Here is a 19632-nt window from a genome sequence, read left to right on the forward strand (position 1 = left end):
GGAGGTTTTCAAAGAATGAGTGTTAACGAATTGCTTAAGAACCTTGAGCGAATTAGAGAAGAAGCAAAGCCTCTTGTCGAGTCGAGATGGAGAGAGTTTGAAAAGCTGAGAAGAGAAGGATCTGAGGAAGACTTATTTTCAGAGCTATGTTTTTGCATTCTAACAGCGAATTGGAGTGCCCAGGGTGGTATAAAGGCTCAAAAAATCATCGGAAATGGATTTGTGTATATGTCAAAGGAAGAACTAGTCGCCAAATTACGTGAAGTTGGGCATAGGTACCCTGAAGCACGAGCAGAGTACATAGTCTCAAACAGATGGCTCTTTGGAAAACTCAAGGAATTGATACAACAGGAGGATCCAAGAGAATACATAGTAAAGAACGTAAAAGGACTTGGCTGGAAGGAAAGCTCGCACTTTCTACGTAACGTTGCGTACACCAACTATGCCATACTTGATAAGCATGTTCTAAGGGTTATGAACAAGCACAGCTTAATCGAAGAGATACCAAAAGGATGGACGAAAAAACGATATTTAGATTACGAAGAACGTCTTAGAAAGGTTGCAGAGATGTTTGGAGAGCACTTAGGGAAGTTTGACCTCTACCTGTGGTATATGATAAAAAAGACAGTGGACAAGTAAACAATACTGTCTAATTAAAGAAGGGGGAATTTCGATGAAACTAATTGAGAGCGTTCCAAATTTCAGCGAGGGTAGAAGGGAAGAAATTGTAAGACAGATTATTGAAGAAGCAAGCAAATATCCAAAAGTAAAAGTACTCGACTGGTCGATGGACAAAGACCATAATAGGTCTGTTGTTACGCTCGTCGGTGAGCCCGAGCAAGTTCTTAACGCACTTTTTGATATGACAAAGAAAGCAGCCGAACTCATAGACCTGCGTTACCACAAAGGCGAACATCCAAGGATGGGAGCCACGGACGTTATTCCTCTTGTTCCACTAATTGGAACAACTATGCAAGAATGTGTGGAGTGGTCTAAGCAACTTGGCAAAAGAATAGGCGAAGAACTTGGGATCCCCGTTTATCTATACGAACGCAGTGCAACAAGACCAGAGAGGGAGAACCTTTCTGAAATTAGAAAAGGCGAATTTGAAGGTTTCTTTGAAAAAATCAAAGACCCAAAATGGAAACCAGATTTCGGACCAGTTCGAGTTCATGAAACGGCAGGTGTTACTGCTGTTGGAGCAAGGGAATTCCTAATTGCGTTCAACGTAAATCTTGGAACAAACAACATAGAGATTGCCGACAAAATAGCAAAGGCAGTAAGACACATCAGCGGTGGATACAGATACGTTAAAGCGATGGGTGTGGAATTGAAAGAAAAGGGTATCGTACAGGTATCTATGAATTTAACAAATTACAAGAAATCACCAATCTTCAGAGTCTTCGAGACTATAAAACGTGAAGCAGCAAGGTACGGAGTCCCAGTTGTTGGAAGTGAAATTATAGGCATGGTCCCTTTACAAGCTATTGTTGACACATTCGCATGGTATTTGCAAATTGACGATTTTGGAACAAACAGGGTTATAGAAGAAAGGCTACTTAACGAATTAACAAAAGAAGAATAAAAGCACTAAACTGCGTTAATTCACAATCTCTAAAATCATATTTTTAACGGGAGATGCACTTGCATCTCCCGTTTGTTTTGTGATATAATATCACTGAAAGGTTCGTGATTCGAACTTTTTTCTTTGTATAATCTTAGTTTTTGCACAAAAGAGATGGAGGTGAGAATTATGGAGTACAGAAAAGTAGGCAAGTGGGGTTTGAGAATCAGCGAGGTTTCACTTGGAACATGGCTAACATTTGGTAGTCAACTGGATCTTAAAGCAACACGAGAAGTAGTTAGATACGCGGTCTCAAGCGGAATAAATTTTATCGACACCGCCGAAGCGTATGCAAATGGAATTGCTGAATCTATACTTGGGATAATACTAAAAGAGTACAAAAGAGAAGATTTAGTTGTTTCCACAAAAATTTTCTGGGGTGGAGATGGTCCAAATGACAAAGGACTTTCCAGAAAGCATCTACTAGAAGGTATTTGGAATTCTTTGAAGAGATTGCAGCTGGATTACGTAGATATAGTGTACTGCCATAGACCGGATCCAGAAGTTCCAATGGAAGAGGTTGTCTGGACAATGGATCAGATTTTGCGAAGTGGTCTTGCGTTTTACTGGGGCACAAGCGAATGGAGTGCTGAAGAAATAGAGAAAGCACATCAGGTTGCAAAAGAACTTAATTGCATACCACCAGTTGTTGAACAACCTCAGTACAACCTTATATTCAAAGATAGAGTCGAGAAAGAATACGCCCCAATTTACGAAAAATACGGAATGGGACTGACCACGTGGAGCCCACTTGCTTCAGGTGTACTTACCGGTAAGTATTTGGAGGGTATCCCGCAAGGTTCAAGACTTGACAGGTGGCCATGGCTAAAACAAGTCATGGAGGAACGCGGCATTTTTGGTGAAGAAACAACGAATAAGATTAAGAGACTCAAACAAATCGCTGACAACCTCGGTGTTACAATGTCTCAGCTCTCCATAGCTTGGTGTCTCAAAAATCCGCACGTAAGTAGTGTGATACTCGGTGTGAGCTCACTTGAGCAACTTAAAGAAAATATAAAAGCTGTAGAAGTTAAAGACAAAATAACTGATGAAATTTACAGAGAACTCTCGTCACTATTTTAATCACGAAAAATGATTAATCAAAGCAGTAAGGCCGCGCTAATGCGCGGCTTTTTTATTCAATCACCAAGGTATAAATCTTGAAAGGTTCATACTCAATCTTGACACTCCCACCACACACTTCCAAATCCTTTTTCGCGTTTTCCAAAATATCTGTTAGGTATGCTTTAGAGAAAAGAAACTTCGGAACTACTTCTAATTCACCTGATGAGCCAACTTGCTCGCATATCCTTACAACTTTCTTCTCGCCTATTTTTCTGTAAGAAAGCACTTTGAAATTATCTGACTTAATATCTAACAAATTCTTCGGTTGACTTAGCAAACCTTCAAACACAATTATTCGCTTATTGAATTTGTCCGCTCTCTGGACGATATCCTTGACATCGCAAGCTCCATGAAGATATATAGCGTAGGAAAATTCTTGTTTTCCTTCATCATCGTAAAAATCGGGATATATTCCTGCCTTTAGGACCGTTAGCTCTATATTCGAACCTTCAACCGAATGACCGTATTTACCATCGTTTATTATCGATACACCAAAGTCGTACTGTGAAATATCTACCCATCTGTGCGCCAACACCTCAAAACGTGCTTTTTCAAAGTTCGTATTCCTATGCGTAGCCCTTTCAATGTATCCTCCATCGATATCAAATTTGGCAATTCTGGAAAGTACGTTTGTTGGGAATTTCACTTTCAGTACAGTCCTTCTTTGGTGCCAATCCACAAGCGTTCGTATAACGACCTCTTCGTTATCATTTCCAATGATAAAGAATTGCTCAACTACTGAACCTCCAACGCTGTACGTTGCTTTCAAAACTTTCCTCAGCTCATTATCCTCAACTACAAAAACGTCGTCTGCTTTCAAAATCTTTTCAGAAAAACGAGAACGATAATCTATATCCCAGTTGTCCCAGTAAGCCGGAACATCCTTGTACAAAGCCATCAAATTGCCTTTCCCCTTAAATGCGGATTTTCTTAGATGTTTGTTGTAAATTTGCAAAGAACCGTCGTTGAATATATCAACCTTCAGATGCATATTTTCTACATGATAGCCCCTTTCGTTCCTTGAAATCATGAACGTCGTGTTGTTAGATGGAATTGATTCATTAGGATTTCTGACATTATCAAGGTTATCAACATTCAGCGTTGCAAATCCCAAAGGTTCAATAAACACGTCGTCACCAATCAGCTTGTAAAAATACTTACCGTCGTACGTACAAACCTTTCTTAAAGGCTTACCGTTGAAATCGAGCTCCAGACTCCTTTCTAATTCAAATTCAATTCCTTGCTCAAAAGAAGAGGTATTGAAAAGTGTAATGTATCCACTGGATGATGCTTTATTTCCAGAAACTATGCTTTCCTGAAGTTCTTTACAGCGTGAGATAATATAACTCAGCTCGTTATTAGTTGTCTCGTAGACCTCGTGTATTGCAGAACCTGGGAGAATGTCGTGAAACTCATTCCGAAGCAGTATTTTCCATAGCTTGTCAATCTCTTGTTGCAACTCACCATCGTATAAAGCATTCAAGATCTCAGTAATTCTTAAGTATTCTTCAGCAATTTTGTGCAAACGTTTTGTCCTGCTTTGTGAAGTCAGCGTACCACGATGGAGTTCCAAATAAAGTTCATTGTCCCATGTTGGCAAATTCTCGGCAGAAAAATCTTCTTTCAGTTTTTCAAAGAAATTCTCCGTTGTCGAGTACTCTACATCTGGTATCCCAGGAATCTCCTTCAGAGCATAGTAATTCTCACACATTTCTTCCGTAGGTCCACCACCACCATCACCGTAACCAAACGTTAAGAAGACCTTGTCGGTCAGTTCCTTCTGGCGAAAATTCTGCCAAGTGTTTATGATTGACTTTGCACTAATTCTTCCATTATAACCTTCCTCTAAGTTCTTGTAATTGTAATAGACTACCTCAGTCCCATCAATCCCACGCCATTTGCATATGTCGTAAGGGAAATCATTCGATTCATTCCAATTGAGTTTTGTCGTCACAAAAAATTCTATTCCTGATTCTTTCAAAACCTGGGGTAACACCCATGAAAATCCAAATACATCAGGCAACCAAGCCACTTTTGAAAACCTTCCAAAATGCTCTTCAAAGAACTTCTGACCGTAGTAGAACTGTCTGATAAGAGACTCTACGCTTGGGATATTGCAATCCGACTCAACCCACATACCTCCAACTGGTTCCCACTGACCCTTGTTTACTAAATCCTTTATTTGCTCAAAAAGTTCTGGATAACTTTCCTTCAAGTCTTCATACATCTGAGCAGACGACTGAATAAATACAAAATCTTTGTATCTTTTCGCCAGTTGAACAGCATTTGCAAATGTTCTGACGATCTTTCGTTTAGTTTCCTCAACAGGCCAAAGCCAAGCATAATCGATATGTGCGTGCCCAGCTAAGTAAACCTTTCCTATCATGGGAAATCTTATCGATGCATTCAAAAGCTTTGAAATTAACTCTTTGTAAGCATTTAACAGAGATTCCCTAACGTCTTTTCGCCACATTCGGTACAACGTTGGAATTATAGGTGGTTCCCAAACGCTAGAGACTATGTGTTTAGCTGACTCATTTCTATTTAGTCCGTGTAAGTAGTTTTCCGTGTCACGAGGAATCTCTATGGTATGTAGACATTTGTCTAACGAGTCTATTAAGAACGTAGCCAGACCTTCATCCGCACTTTCTTGTACTACTTCAACAACGTTTCTAAAAAATCTTACTGCTCTTAACATATCGGCATCGTAGAAAATTAAAAAGCCCTCACTAAATACGGGTTCCGATTTGGTTCCGAAAAGCCCCCTTGGCATTGTTTCAACAATTATTTCGTGCTTCTCACCATCGCAAAATTGAGTTAGGTTTACTTCTCTGTGGTATTCGTTTATCTCTCCAAAAGGTTTTCCATCAATTCTAACAAGAGATTCTCCACCAAACCAACCACGCAAGTAACACACATGGGAATTCTCTGATGGTTTTATCTGAAATTCCGTTGAGAAAACTACAGGATAGCTCATATCATTCCACTCATAAGGAAGATTTATTGACTTCGTGTTGTGTTTCCAACTCAGTTCTTCAACTTTGACCACACAATACGGCATCAGCTCATCAAGTAGTTTGTAAAATCTTGAGCATTCGATTTGTCTTTTTCTGTACATAGCAATCGCTCCCCTTTCTTCAACAATTAAATCAGCTTCACTTTATCAAAATTATATACTTTTGGAAGAATAATTTCCCATAGCATGATTGGAAAGAAAAAAGAGATAACTTTAGACAAAGATTGATTTCAATTCTTTTATTCTTTTTTCACAGATTCCCACCTATTTTCTCAGAAAAAACAGATTTTTTGGAAATGATTTCCAATGATAAAATTTTTTTGGAGAATATTTCAATTTTGTCTTCGCAATTGCTCAAACGAAAGGGTGGTGCAGTTGGAAAAAATACAACGTGGGATTATCTTGAGTGTTCAATTGGAACCTACAGATCCCATTACGGACCCATGCTTTGTCCTAAGCATGGCGAAAATTGCTGAAAGCGTAGGAGCGGTAGCTATAAGAACCAATGGTAGGGAGCACGTCAAAATTTTGAAGGGAAAAATAAATATTCCCATTATAGGCTTGGTTAAGAACAGGGCGTATGAAGCATATATAACTCCAACTTTTGAGGACGTCAAAGAAGTAGTAAGCGCTGGTTGTGATGTAGTAGCTATAGATTGCACCCGTCGCAAGCGCCCTGTTCCTGTAGAAGATTTATTCAGCATGGTGAGAACTAGGTTTCCCCATGTAGAGATTATAGCTGATATAGCAGATGAATTTGATGCAGAACGAGTTCTACCTTTAAAGCCGGACTATCTGGCAACAACCCTCAGCGGATATACGGACTATACAAAAAACGTTAAACTGCCAAATATAGAGCTTGTAAAAAGGTTATCTTCGTTTTCTCCAGTTCCTGTAATTGCTGAAGGTGGTTATTCAAATGAAGAAGAGATTACACAAGCACTTATTGCTGGTGCGTACGCAGTTGTTGTTGGAACAGCAATAACAAGACCATGGATAATGTTGTCCAAACTCGTCGAAACATTCAGGAGTACCAATGGCTCGAGGAGTGAAAAGAGATGACACTTGAATATGATGTTACCGTGTTTGGTGCAGGCCTCGCAGGTGTAAGTGCAGCAGTAACGGCTCAGCGACTTGGGAAAAAGGTAATCTTAATCGAACAAAGCTCAGTCGTTGGTGGCAATGCAACTGCAGGACTTGTTAATCCATTCATGAGGTTCTGGCTTGATAACCAGTTGCTGTGTGGAGATTTCTTCGAAGAGTTAATTACAGATCTAAGAAAACGAGATGGAATAATCGAAAATTGTTTTGACTCTGAGGTACTGCGATTAGTATTGATGGAAAAACTGCAAAGTGTGGATATCCTTTTCAGAGCGATACCTATATCGGTAAGAGACAGCAAGGATGAAAAGTCCGGACTAAAAAGAATTGAAAAAGTTGTGGTTAAAACAGCGTTAGGAAACGAGTATGAAATTCATTCTAAGCTTTTTGTTGATGCGACAGGTGATGGTAGTTTTTCTTACCTTGCAGGCTGTTCATACGATTCTGGAGATGAGACAACACATGAAAACCAAGGGACAACTCTCATGTTCACATTAGCGAACGTAGACTTTGAGAAAGTACGTGAATATGTGAGAAGAGAGCCCGAAAACTTTTTCAAATGGGTTTCACCAAACTCGAAAGTTTTGTCCGTAGGAGGATACTTTAAGGAGGTGAGAAAAGCAAAGGAAGATGGACTCAACTATCCGGTTGACTATTTCTTCTTCAACCAACTACCTGGAACTGGTAGAGTAACAGTTAACACGACTCACGTATGGGTCAAAACAACTGATGATTTTGAAATCTCGAAAGCACTAAAGGATCTTCACAAACAGGTTGAAACAGTGTACACATTTGCAAAAAGATATGTGCCCGGATTTGAAAACTGTTACGTTGAAAAGATAGCCACTTATCTTGGCGTCAGGGAGAGTCGCCGTATTCGGGGTTTATATACCTTCTCCGAAGACGATGTTATTAGAAAAAGCAGATTTGAGGATGGGGTTGTTAAAGCTGTTTATGGCATCGATGTTCACAAAAAGATTCAAACCAGCAACTCAAAAAACACCTCTGAAGTTCCCAGATACGAAGACTATTACGAGATACCATTAAGATCACTGATTTCCAAAGATTTCGTGAACCTGGGTATAGTTGGTCGAAATTTCTCGGGAACATTTTTAGGTCAATCCGCAGCTCGAATAATGGCAACATGCACGGACATGGGTGAAGCAATCGGACGTGCGGCTGGTATGGTAAATACTAGTTTTCATGAAATTATAAGGTCAAGAATGCTAGACAATGAAAAAGGGAGGGGTTCGGAATGAAAAAGGTATTTTTGGTGCTGTTGGTTCTTATCGCTGCAATTGGTTTTGCTAAAACTATCACGTTGGAATTCTGGACACTTTCTTTAAGTCCAACGTTTGACGAATACTTAAAAGCGATGATTGCTGATTTTGAAAAAAACAATCCTGGTATTAAAATCAATTGGCTTGATATACCTTATGCTTCAGCAGTTCAAAAGTTAACAGCGGCTATTGCGGCTGGGCAAGGTCCTGATGTTGTGAACTTGAACACAACTTGGGCTGTTGACTTTGCAATTCAAGGTGCAATATTGCCCATAGATAATTTAATTCCCCCAGTCACCATTAAACAATACTGGGAAAAGCTTTGGAACGCAACAGTAGTAAATGGTAAAGCTTATGCGTTTCCGTGGTATGCATCCATCCCGATATTAATGTACAATAAAGACTTGTTCAAAAAGGCAGGGCTCGATCCAAATAAACCTCCAAAGACTTGGGATGAAGTTTTGGAGTATTCGAGAATTATAAGGGCTAAATTGGATATATACGGTTTCGAGCCAAATATAATCGCTATTGATGAACTTCTCTTGGAAGGTGTTCCTATAGTAACACCAGACGGCAAAAAGGCAGCTTTCAACACCCCAGAAGCGGTTGCCCGACTGGAATGGTTCCAAAAAGCATACAGAGAGAATTTGATGCCAAGGTCGCTTGGCGGTTATGGTGAAGGTAGAGAGTTCTATCAGCAAGGTAAGATAGTTATGTATCCAGCAGGGTTGACAATGCTAAAACACATAGAAGTTAATAGTCCGAATATATTCAAGGTTACGGATGTGGCACCACACCCCGTTGGAAAAGCTGGGATAATAAAGGTCTCATTGATGAACCTTGTGATTCCCGTTACTTGCAAATATCCAAAGGAAGCGGCAAAATTTGCTGCTCATGTAACTTCACCGAAATGGCAGATAGAGTTTAGTAAGTACGCTACAGTATTACCTTCAACCGTGCAAGGCTTGGAAACAAGTGAATATTTCAGACAAAGAGTTAAAGCAGGCGACCTTAACGCTAAAGCTATGTACATGGCAAGTCTTTCCATGAAAAATGCAGTAGATCTTAATGCTCCAAGTGTTATAGGTGTTCCAGCTAGTAAACTCCCAGATGTCAGAAAGGTTCTTCAGGACTATTGGATGAAGGCAATTAAAGGCGAACTTACAGCAAAAGAAGCGCTGAGCTTGGCCGAAAAAGAAGTCAATGCAATATTAGCAAAATAAACGCAATCTCATGGCAATTTAGTGTGGGGGGTGCCCCCCACATTTGCTAAGTTTATGTGGGGTGATAAATTTGCGAGCAAGGAAGAGACAAACGATTATAATTGCTGTACTTTTTCTCTTCGTGCCTTTGACTCTTTTGTGTATATTTACCTATTATCCAATAATAAGAGGAATAATACTATCTTTTAGCGACTATAATATGTTTACTAAGAAGACAACCTGGGTAGGTTTGAGAAACTATAAAGAAATATTTCAAAACAAATACTTTTACGAAGCACTTCGAAATATCTTTAAATACCTGATCGTGGTTCCTCTTATACAGTTTACCGCAATACTTACAGCTGTACTTGTAAATCAAGACATTCCTGGAATCAAATTCTTTCGAACTCTTTTCTATGTTCCGGTGATAACTGGGTCAGTTATTGTTAGTATGACTTGGCGCTGGATCTACAACGTTGATGGCTTATTAAACAGTTTTCTGCTGTCCACAGGTGTAATAAAAGAACCAATTATGTGGTTAACTGACGAACGGTTCGCACTCTATAGTGTTATGTTTGTAACGTTTTGGAGGGGTATTGGTTACTACATGGTCATTTACCTCGCAGGTCTTCAAAATATACCAAGTGAGCTGTACGAAGCAGCAAGAATAGACGGAGCAAATGCTAGGCAGATTCTAGCAAGAATCACATTACCGCTTCTCAGACCTACCATGTTGTTCTGCTTCACGATTTCCAGCTTGGCTGCTCTTAAGGTATTTGAAGAAGTGTTCCTAATGACTCAAGGTGGTTCCGGAACAACAACGATGATGTATTTGATTTACGATTACGCTTTTGTCAGATTTAAATTTGGACTTTCGACCGCAACCTCCGTGGTTTTCGCAGGTATTCTAATAGTATTCACAGCTATCAATTTCAAATTCTTTGGACCAAAGAGGTGATATAACCATGACAATGAAAAAAATAATTAGAGTAATTCTTAGTTATATCATTCTGATAGCTTTAGGTATATTTTTCACCTTCCCATTCATTTGGGTACTATCAACGTCATTTAAAGGTCCAGGTGAGAATCTGTTTACTTGGCCGCCAAAATTTATACCGCAAAATCCAACGTTAGAAAACTACGTAACCGTATTTCGGAAAGTTCCGATGATAAGATACTTTCTGAATACGATAATCATAACCTCCTTGGGTGTGATTTTTCAAGTCATTTTAGCAGCACTCGCTGCTTATCCCCTAGCACGACTTGAGTGGAAGGGGAAAGACCTTGTCTTTAAGTTCATCCTTCTTCCCCTTTTAATACCTATGGAAGGCGCTCTAATCGTTAACTTTATTACTATATTGAAAATGGGGTTGTATGACAGGTACTTGGCCGTTGTTCTTCCAAGTGCTGTATCAATTTTTGGTATATTTCTAATGCGACAACATTATCTGTCAGTACCAGCAGAACTTGAGGATGCTGCAAGAATTGATGGGTGTAATGAATTCCAAGTCTTTTGGAAGATAACATTTCCATTAGTTAGACCAGCAACTGCTGCCCTTGCAATATTTGCTTTCACTGCATATTGGAACTCCCTGCTCTGGCCACTCATCGTTCTCAGAACACCTACGAAGTATCCTATCCAAGTAGGATTGTCTCAGCTGAGTAGTACGTTCGAACCCAACTTCAGAACTGCATCAGCTGCGATGGTCATTGCAATGATACCTATTTTAACATTCTTCTACCTTACTCAGAGATACTTCATAGAAGGTTACAAGGGCGCAATAATTGAGTAATAAAACACCTAACTCAGTTAAGGTAGGGGGAGTGAACAGGTATGAAGTGGGCTTATAAGGTATTTGTATACTTGTTGCTTTGGTTAATTCCCGGGATAATTTTAGCTATTCCTTCTATCGGGATCCTCTACTCACCAACAACAGAAAGTTATTACACCAAACCTACTTACGACAATATAATCCGTGGAGTGCTTAGTGTATTAGACTACGGTAAGCTCGAATACGAGGTCATCAATACAAGCAAAGTTACAAGTATACCAGATAACATAAAGGTCCTTATAGACCCTTCAAATGGTGCCATTTCAGATAGCGAAATTAACCTTGTCGAATCTTACCTTATGAAAGGCGGAAAACTCATAGCCTGTTACGAAAGCGGTCTCAAAGATGCGCAGGCTAAAAACAGGAGTAACTTCGCATACTCAAAATTCTTAGGTGTTAAGTTCGTTTCTTGGGATAGCGGAAAGTACTTCGTCATGAAGCCTACGCAAACAGGGGTCTCTGTTTTTAAAACGGACAAGAATATACCTTTGTCGAGAGGCTTCACTTTTGTCATAGATCTGACACAAAATGCAACACCTCTGGCTATTTGGTATACAAAAGATGGAAAGATTTCAAACGAAAAGTATCCGGCTGCTGCGGTTCTTTCACCTTTTGGTGTTTATTTTGGCGAGAACATATTCCTTCAAACCTCGACCAACGATGAACTTAAATCTTTGGTACTCAATACCATCGGTCACTTACTTGAAGAACCTATATCAAACGTTAATCCTGTGTTTTATCTTAAAGCCTCATTGGACGAAAAAATTGCGACATTTGAAACCAGGCTATTGGAAAGTAGAAAAAAGATTCCAAAAACGCAACTATACAAGATGCAGGAAATGCTTTGGGAGATAAAAGATGCATCAAAAAAAGCATCTGATTTATCAGAGTTGAAAAAGCTCCAAAAGATGGTCGATTTGCTTGAGATACAACTCTTACCACAGTACAATGTCCAGTTAAGAGGTATCTGGTTTGATAGTTACGCAATCAGAGATTGTGAAACACCGGAAAAGTTGCGCAAACAGATTCGAGAACTCCACGAGCTTGGATTCAACGCTATCTTTCCTGAAGTTATCTACAAAGGAATGACAATTTCTCCGAAGATTTCCAGATTTCCTCAAGACCCAGCTTTTCAGGACTGGAAAGAAGACCCATTGCAGGTTATAGTTGACGAAGCCAAGAAACTAGGGATGGAGGTTCATGCGTGGTGTTGGATCTACGCTGTTGCGTCCGGAGGTATCAAAACTCCGTTCATGGATGCTCATCCAGAGTGGATTGAGAAGGACAAATATGGTAGTATCTTTTCAAAAAACAACACCGCATGGTTATCGCATGCAAATCCAGAAGTAAGAGACTACCTTATTAACACTTTGCTGGAAGTGATACAAAAATACGACGTAGACGGTATAAATCTGGATTACATACGGTACGATGGTGATGAATTTGGATACGACGAATTCGCTGTGAAAAGGTTTAAAGAAGAGACAGGAATAGATCCATTTACCATTGAGAAGTACAGTAAAGAAAGCGTTATATGGCAAATGTGGCGTGAGGAGAACGTAAATACATTTGTGAGAGAATTCTACAGTAAAGCTAAGAAAATTAAAAACAACTTAGTCATCAGTGCGGCAGTATACCCAACACTTAGTGGTGCTCGCATGGAGAAAAAACAAAACTGGGAATACTGGGTAAAGAGTGGATATTTAGATCTTCTCATCCCAATGGATTACAGAAATTCGGCCGAAGATCTCAAGATACTCTTTGATATGCAGTCTGAGTATAAAAAAGATGTTTACCTTTGCCCTGGTTTGCAACTGATATCTTTGGACGAACCTAAGAAAGTCATCGATCAAATCGCCTTAACAAACAACTACTTCAAATCCGGATTTGTTCTGTTTTCTGTCTCTCACATAAAGAAATTTTCAAATGACTATGAGTATTTCAGAGTGGTTATGTCAAAGCACGCCGTAACCCCATTCAAAGGTATAGATGTACTACTTGATTCATTTGCTGATACTTTGATGGATGATATTAGTATATTCACCGAAAACGACTCACTCAAAGAGGACATTAATTTCATCTTTTCAGAATTTGAAAAGATCAAGAAAAGCAGTAATTACGCCGACCTGGTCGACAAAATATCAAATGGCATCTTCACAATATCGGACAACGTAAAGGATCCAACTCTGGCTCTAAGCGCTATAGATTCCCTAAGCTGGATGCTCGAAATCACATACCCGGCTGCAAATAAATTAAAGCCAAAAAGTTCATTCTTTCCCCAAAAACCTAAAGAAATGGTAGTAGTGGAAAACATTGTTCCAATACCGAAATTAGAAGTCAAACAAGGTAAAGCAACCCTTAGTAGAAATCTCGAAGAGTGGAAAGATGCTGAGACAAGCGGTCAATTCCTTATGTACGATACCGGCCAGAGAGCGGATGTATCAAGTTATGCTAAGATCATGTACGATGATGAAAACCTGTACGTGCTTTTTGTTTGTAAAGAACCTGATTTTAGCTCAGTTAAAGTTGTTTCTGGTCCACGCGACACCCGCACTTACTTGGGGGATTCTGTAGAAGTGTTCATTCTCAAGGACGAAAGAACTAATTCCTACTACCACTTTGTCGTTGGTTTCGACGGTACCATCTATGACGAACTGGGATACGATAGTAAATGGAACGGTGATATTGTGGCAACAACTTGGAGAGAAATTGATGCGTGGTATGTGGAAATAAAAATTAACATGAATTATTTGGGAATTTCTTTGAAAGATACTTCCGAACTAAAGGCAAACTTCTGCAGAAACCGCTGGAAAGGCAATATTCCCTTTTATTATACTTGGAGTGTTACTTATGGTTCATTCCACACACCTGAAAGATTTGGGAAACTTATATTTCAAAGAAAGTAATGACTCCAAAATCTTCACTTAATAACTTTAGAAAGGAGGTGTTCGGTACACGTCCCAGTTTGTAAAACTTAAAACATAGACTAACGTGGGGGCCGTGTACTGCTCTATAAATGAGAGTATTATTTCTTCCACTAGATGAAAGATTTTGCACTAAAGACTACTTCATTCACCTTTGCTCGTCTGTTGGTATAGATGTAATTTTTCCCGAGCATTTTGGGTTAAAAAAAACACCGGCAGACGTTGAATATTTAGCTAACTGGTTGGTACAAAACTCTCTTGGTTGCGATTTTGCAGTGCTATCTTTGGATATGCTCTTGCATGGCGGACTGGTCCCATCGAGGTTGGATTATACCCAAGAAGAGACATTAATTAAACGCTTGAATGTTCTGTCACTTGTGAAAAAACAAAACAGCAATCTAAAAATATACGCAACGAAGACTGTTACAAGAATACCTACGTACAACTCTATGGAAGAAGAACCAGACTACTGGGTTTACTTTGGTAAAGCTCTATATGAGTATTCCACAAGCCTTGCCAGTGGGCATAATATTAAAGAGCACAATATTCCTCAGTGGATAATTCAGGACTTTTTGTGGAGACGAAGGAGGAACTTACAGACCACCAAGGAAGCTATCAACCTTGTGAAAGCAGGTGTTATAGACTTCTTAAGCATAATGCTTGATGACAACTCCGAAGGTAGTCTTGTCTACAAAGAAGCGTGTGAACTCGAACAGCTGGTTGCACAATTGGGCTTAAACGAGAAGGTACAAATAAGAAACGGTGCAGACGAAGCTTCGTTAAGTCTAATTTCAAAATGTCTCTGCGATCATTTCCGCCTTCAGCCAAGGTTTAAAGTCATCTATCGAAAGCCAGAATATGCTTATCTTGTGCCCCCGTATCATAGCGATGAACTGGACACGTCTACCAAAAGCCACATTTTAGGAGCTGGTGGACATCCTGTCGACTTAGAATCTGAGTTTGATATTTTGCTTTACGTGAACAATTTTGAACCAGACGAACCAAAAGAAGCACCTTTTCAGAATAAATCGATTCAGAATTTAAAACGCACTGAACACGCTGAATTAATAGAATGGATCGACCTTGCTTACGAACAAAACAAGATAATAGCAATTGCAGATGTAAGATACGCGAATGGTTCGGATAATTCTTTAGTTGAAAGGATATTGGAAAAACCAATAAATTGGGAACTTACAACTTACTACGGCTGGAACACAGCAGGTAACACGCTTGGCTCAACGTGTGCACATTCAGTATTGTTGTATCTCAGCAAAAAGGGTTTACTTCAAATAGACAGAGAGAAACTGGAGAAATATCAGTCAATACTTCTATTAGAACACTGGGGCTACCAAGCTAATGTCCGAAAGATGCTCTATGAGGAGCTCAGAAGACGTAACCAAGATATAAATTCATGTCTTTCAATGATTAAAGATGAAGAATGGGCTAAGAGGTTCGTCGAGAAAAATCTCGAAGTGTACATGGACAGAATAAACCAATCTTTAAAAAAGAACTGGAAATACTCAGTCTTTTTCCCATGGCACCGTCCTTTTGAAATAGGCATAGTGCTTATCGATACTAAGCAGGTGGTTGGTTAGATGTTGACAAGGAAGGGGACATTAGTAAATGGAAAAGAAAATCATTGCAGTTGATATTGGTGGAACTACCGTTAAAGGCGCAGTATTTTCCAAAAATAAAATACAAAAAAAGGTTGTTAAGAACACATCTAGGGTAGATCCGCTAAACACGACAATAAAGATCATTGAACAGTTAATGGAAAATGACAAAGAAATATCAGCCATCGGTATTGCAACAGCAGGAAGAGTTAACTCATTAACGGGAGAAATCTTATATGCTACACCCAACTTGAAGAACTGGGCAGGTAGAAACATAAAAAAAGAGCTGGAAACTCTCTTTGGCATCCCGACATATGTTATAAACGATGCCAAAGCAGCTACATTAGCTGAAGCTTACACTCGTAAAGTGCACTCACTTGTCTTTTTAACCATAGGAACGGGATTAGGCGGGGGGGTCTTTATTGATGGTAAATTGGTAAATGGAACTTTGTGGGAAGCTGGGGAAATTGGGCATACCATACTTTATCCAAATGGTCGAAAATGTAACTGTGGCAAGAGAGGTTGCGCAGAGCAGTACATATCTATGAAAGTTCTCCACAGGTACGCAAAAATCCCCTTAGCTGAAAGGAATCAGTTGCTTGCCGGTTTCATAAACAACGAAGAAAAAGTGTTAGCTGCAGTTGAAAAATTGTGCGGTAACCTGGCGATGTTGATTGATAAAATATTTCTCATCATAGACCCAGAAATTGTAGTCGTTGGCGGAGGATTTTCAGAGCTTGGAGAAATGGCCTTGCATATACTTAGGAACAAGCTGATAGAGTATTCGTCTAAATCTCTTTATCATCCAACTCAGGTCGAACTCAGCATCTTTCAAAACGACGCTGGGCTTATTGGTGCTTCTCTTTTCGCTGCAACGCAGTATGAGGAGGTAGTATATCATGGTTGAAGATATCTTGACGCGTTTAAGTTACCAACCCGGTGCTCTGACTAAAAAGGAAAAAATAATAGCACAGTACGTCATAGAGAACGGTGAAGAGGTTGTGCATATGAGCATCACAGAACTTTCTGATTTATTGAACGTTGGTGAAGGCACTATCGTTAGATTTTGTCAAAAACTCGGCTTTGAAGGATTTCATTCTTTCAAAATATTTCTTGCAAAAAGTTTACCAAATAACAAAAACGAGGCAGAATCCTTTTCTTCTGAGGACCTGCTTTTGCAAATAAAAACGAATCACATTAATACTATTGTACAAACGTACGAATTACTCAGTTCGTCCAAGGAAGTCCTAAGCAAGTGTGCCGAAATAATTTCGCAATGCAAAAAGCTTTACACAGTAGGTGTTGGTGCATCTGGAGCAACAGCATTGGATGCATACTACAAATTTATGAGAATAGGTATTGATACGTTCTTTTCCCAAGACACCCACTTAGTAGCTATGGCACTTGCCACCTCCACTTCGAATGATGTCCTTCTTGCCTTTTCTCAAAGCGGGTCAACATCTGTGATCGTAGATCTGTCGAAAATGGCAAAGGACAATAATACAAAAATTGTTGCCGTAACGGGACATAAGAGATCTCCTCTTGCAGAAGTCGCTGATTATGTTTTACTTACGCCTATTCGCGAAGCACCATTTGAAAGCGGTGCGATAAGATCGAAAATTTCTCAGCTACATGTCTTAGAAGCTCTATTTGAAATGACTAAGCGGAATATAAAAGAAAGGGCAAACCACTATATACAACAAACTGCTCGCGCTGTTGAAAGGTGGATTTACTAGCAGATTTACACATGCAGAGTATTTCCGAGGTTCTAAGTATCGTTTGTAGAAAACAAGTGAAAAATGTGCAAAACTAAAGAAATTTGTGATAACTGATTTTCTTGCAGTTTGTTTGCTAAAGGAAGATCTTATGAGCATTTTCTTATGATATGGTCTCTTGATAAAATGATATAGCAAATGGACATTATAGCACACATTTGCTACTAATGACATATCAAATTGGACGTGACGAAATGTAGTGTCTTCATTCTTTTAGCATTGGTATTATCTGCACTTACAAAACATGCTGAAACAAATTTTTATTTTAAACTAGGCACAAAGAAAAGTAGTTAATTAGATAATGTTTTAAGGTAAAAGCAATAGGCATATCAATAACTTAAAAACAGATTTTTAACTGTTGATTCTAAGCAAAATGAGATCATCTTAGCGTATCAGACGATGCTGATAGTAAACGCCACATGATTAAGGTAATAATAAGCACTTTGTATGTAGTTTGAATAGCTCGACATAGTACAGCGTTTTGATCCGTAACGAATGAGAGAAGTATAACTGATTTCTTATGAAGCTACACCGGTCCAAAGAGTTCCAACTGTTTTGTGTTCTCGATTAATAAGCGACGCTTTATTGTGAAGCGTAAGAATATAACAATAAGAAAGGGGGTAGCGAGGATGAAACCGTGTGTAAAGGTTTTATTTTTGTTTGCGATTCTTGTACAGGTAGTTTCGTTTGCTTCAACGTCTCAAACACGTATTTCGGTACTCTTAAGCGTCGAACTCGACTCATCCGGGGCTTCAAAAGGTTATCTTTTTAGCGTGGTAAAGTTCGAGTGTCTCAGTTCTGTCAAAGTAAACGATAGCGCGTTCTCAGCTGGGGACATAATTGAAATAACAACAAACCAAGGAGGTCTCATAGTAAATGGTAACGCTGTAGGAGTTGATACATTAGTTCTAAAAGGTACTGTGAAGTTACTATCAGCAAAGCGAGCGCTCGGAGTACCACAGTACTCAGACACAATATATGTTAAATTTGTCAATGGAAAGATTGCGTTAATTAACGAACTGGAATTAGAGAATTATGTAGAGTTAGTTGTTCCAAGCGAGGTACCATCATGGTTTGAGAAGGAGGCGATTAAAGCTCAAGCTGTTTTGGCAAGAAGCAGAGCGGTGGCAGACGTTTTGAGCGGGCCGAAAGAAAAGTTCTTCGGAGCTCACTGTGATGACAGTACAAATAGCCAGGTTTTCAACAATCAGATAGTTAGCAATATAATTAAGGTTGCAGTTTCCGAAACGACTGGTGAAATTTTAGTTATCGACGGTAAACCAATGGATACGATAGTGTATTTTTCAACATCTGCTGGATTCACTTCAAACAGTGAGGAAGTTTGGAGCGACGCAAAGGGCAAATTCCCAGGTGAACCGATACCTTATCTAAGATCAAAGCCACAGTTCTCAAAATTTATTGTAAATGAAGTAAACGAAGTATTTTGGGATAAATTCTTCAGATCTTTCTGGGGCCTTGAAAAAGAACTTTGCGATTTTTATGACCGAGAGTCTCCATGGTTTCGATGGAAAGTAACTATGACCAGAGAGGAACTCGAGGTTTCAATTAGTAAAGGTCTTGTTGCAAGGGAAAAGGCCGACCTTACCTTAGGGTTCGATGCCATTAGAACAGTTGAAGGAAGGCTAATAGACGTAAATGATCCAAACTTCTCCATAGGAGAGCTGAAAGACTTACAGGTCATGAAACGAGGGCAAGGTGGCATCGTTATGACTCTCAGAATTATAGCAGAAAGCGGAATCTACGATGTCGACAAAGAATATAACATACGTTTCGTTATAAGACCTACAAAAGCAATAACCGGTATGCCAAAAGACATAAACCTTGAAAGGCACGACGGAAGTCTTGTTTCCAACTATTCCATTCTCCCCAGCGGGTATTTCACGTTTTTAATAGAGAAATTCGAAGGAAAGATAAAGCAGATCACATTTTACGGTGGTGGAAACGGCCATGGTGTTGGTATGAGTCAGTACGGCGCAAATTATCTCGCTAAAAATGGCAAGAACTATCAAGAGATCATTCGTACATTCTACGAAGGTGAAATAGAAAAAGCGTTTTAAGTTCAAAAGCTTTTCTTGAAAAGTAAGATTTCACAACAGTTTGTAAGGGGCTTCGGCCCCAT

14 protein-coding genes are annotated in these 19632 nt (G+C 39.3%); 13 read left to right on the forward strand and 1 reads right to left on the reverse strand.

Going from position 1 to position 19632, the window contains the following annotated elements:
• Positions 1–15: 15 nt before the first annotated feature.
• The 3 genes from CBS1_RS02470 (at position 16) to CBS1_RS02480 (ending at position 2707) form a co-directional block, all read left to right on the forward strand.
• A complete protein-coding gene (locus tag CBS1_RS02470) occupies positions 16–639 on the forward strand; it encodes an N-glycosylase/DNA lyase (protein WP_090221875.1) in 624 nt (207 codons plus the stop codon).
• Between the two features lie 34 nt (positions 640–673).
• Positions 674–1585 (forward strand): glutamate formimidoyltransferase, encoded by a 912-nt coding sequence (gene ftcD, locus CBS1_RS02475; protein WP_090221874.1) that lies wholly within the window; start codon positions 674–676, stop codon positions 1583–1585.
• Positions 1586–1753: 168 nt separating this feature from the next.
• Entirely contained in the window at positions 1754–2707 is a 954-nt protein-coding gene (locus tag CBS1_RS02480) for an aldo/keto reductase (protein WP_033190854.1), read from the forward strand.
• Between the two features lie 52 nt (positions 2708–2759).
• On the opposite strand, the gene CBS1_RS02485 is transcribed toward CBS1_RS02480, so the two are convergent.
• Positions 2760–5867 (reverse strand): alpha-mannosidase, encoded by a 3108-nt coding sequence (locus CBS1_RS02485; RefSeq protein WP_090221872.1) that lies wholly within the window; start codon positions 5865–5867, stop codon positions 2760–2762.
• A 273-nt stretch (positions 5868–6140) separates the two neighbouring features.
• Here CBS1_RS02485 and CBS1_RS02490 point away from each other — a divergent pair, with 273 nt between their 5' ends.
• The 10 genes from CBS1_RS02490 to CBS1_RS02535 all read left to right on the forward strand — a co-directional run bounded on the left by CBS1_RS02490 (position 6141) and on the right by CBS1_RS02535 (position 19570).
• Positions 6141–6827: an N-acetylmannosamine-6-phosphate 2-epimerase gene (locus CBS1_RS02490; RefSeq protein ID WP_241685549.1), complete on the forward strand. Its 687-nt coding sequence runs from the start codon at positions 6141–6143 to the stop codon at positions 6825–6827.
• On the forward strand, positions 6824–8125 hold the full coding sequence (locus CBS1_RS02495; protein WP_033192769.1) for an FAD-dependent oxidoreductase: 1302 nt from the start codon (positions 6824–6826) through the stop codon (positions 8123–8125). The genes CBS1_RS02490 and CBS1_RS02495 overlap by 4 nt, the downstream gene beginning before the upstream one ends.
• On the forward strand, positions 8122–9369 hold the full coding sequence (locus CBS1_RS02500; protein ID WP_090221869.1) for an ABC transporter substrate-binding protein: 1248 nt from the start codon (positions 8122–8124) through the stop codon (positions 9367–9369). The genes CBS1_RS02495 and CBS1_RS02500 overlap by 4 nt, the downstream gene beginning before the upstream one ends.
• 70 nt (positions 9370–9439) lie before the next feature.
• Complete coding sequence (locus CBS1_RS02505) at positions 9440–10306, forward strand: carbohydrate ABC transporter permease (RefSeq protein ID WP_033192597.1); 867 nt, start codon at positions 9440–9442, stop codon at positions 10304–10306.
• A 7-nt stretch (positions 10307–10313) separates the two neighbouring features.
• Positions 10314–11141, forward strand: a complete 828-nt coding sequence (locus CBS1_RS02510) for a carbohydrate ABC transporter permease (RefSeq protein WP_082868361.1) — start codon at positions 10314–10316, stop codon at positions 11139–11141.
• Between the two features lie 41 nt (positions 11142–11182).
• Positions 11183–14086 carry a family 10 glycosylhydrolase gene (locus tag CBS1_RS02515; protein WP_090221867.1) on the forward strand — a complete coding sequence of 968 codons (2904 nt, stop codon included), beginning with the start codon at positions 11183–11185 and terminating at the stop codon, positions 14084–14086.
• A gap of 110 nt (positions 14087–14196) precedes the next feature.
• Positions 14197–15699 (forward strand): DUF4127 family protein, encoded by a 1503-nt coding sequence (locus CBS1_RS02520; protein WP_090221865.1) that lies wholly within the window; start codon positions 14197–14199, stop codon positions 15697–15699.
• 28 nt (positions 15700–15727) lie between these two features.
• The gene (locus CBS1_RS02525) at positions 15728–16624 is read left to right on the forward strand and encodes an ROK family protein (RefSeq protein ID WP_064012181.1); all 897 of its coding nucleotides are present in this window, start codon (positions 15728–15730) and stop codon (positions 16622–16624) included.
• Positions 16617–17453, forward strand: a complete 837-nt coding sequence (locus tag CBS1_RS02530) for a MurR/RpiR family transcriptional regulator (protein WP_090221863.1) — start codon at positions 16617–16619, stop codon at positions 17451–17453. Before CBS1_RS02525 ends, CBS1_RS02530 begins: the two co-directional genes overlap by 8 nt.
• A gap of 668 nt (positions 17454–18121) precedes the next feature.
• Positions 18122–19570: a SpoIID/LytB domain-containing protein gene (locus CBS1_RS02535; RefSeq protein ID WP_090221862.1), complete on the forward strand. Its 1449-nt coding sequence runs from the start codon at positions 18122–18124 to the stop codon at positions 19568–19570.
• Positions 19571–19632 lie beyond the last annotated feature (62 nt).

It is taken from the genome of Fervidobacterium changbaicum (assembly GCF_004117075.1).
Lineage (GTDB): Bacteria > Thermotogota > Thermotogae > Thermotogales > Fervidobacteriaceae > Fervidobacterium > Fervidobacterium islandicum.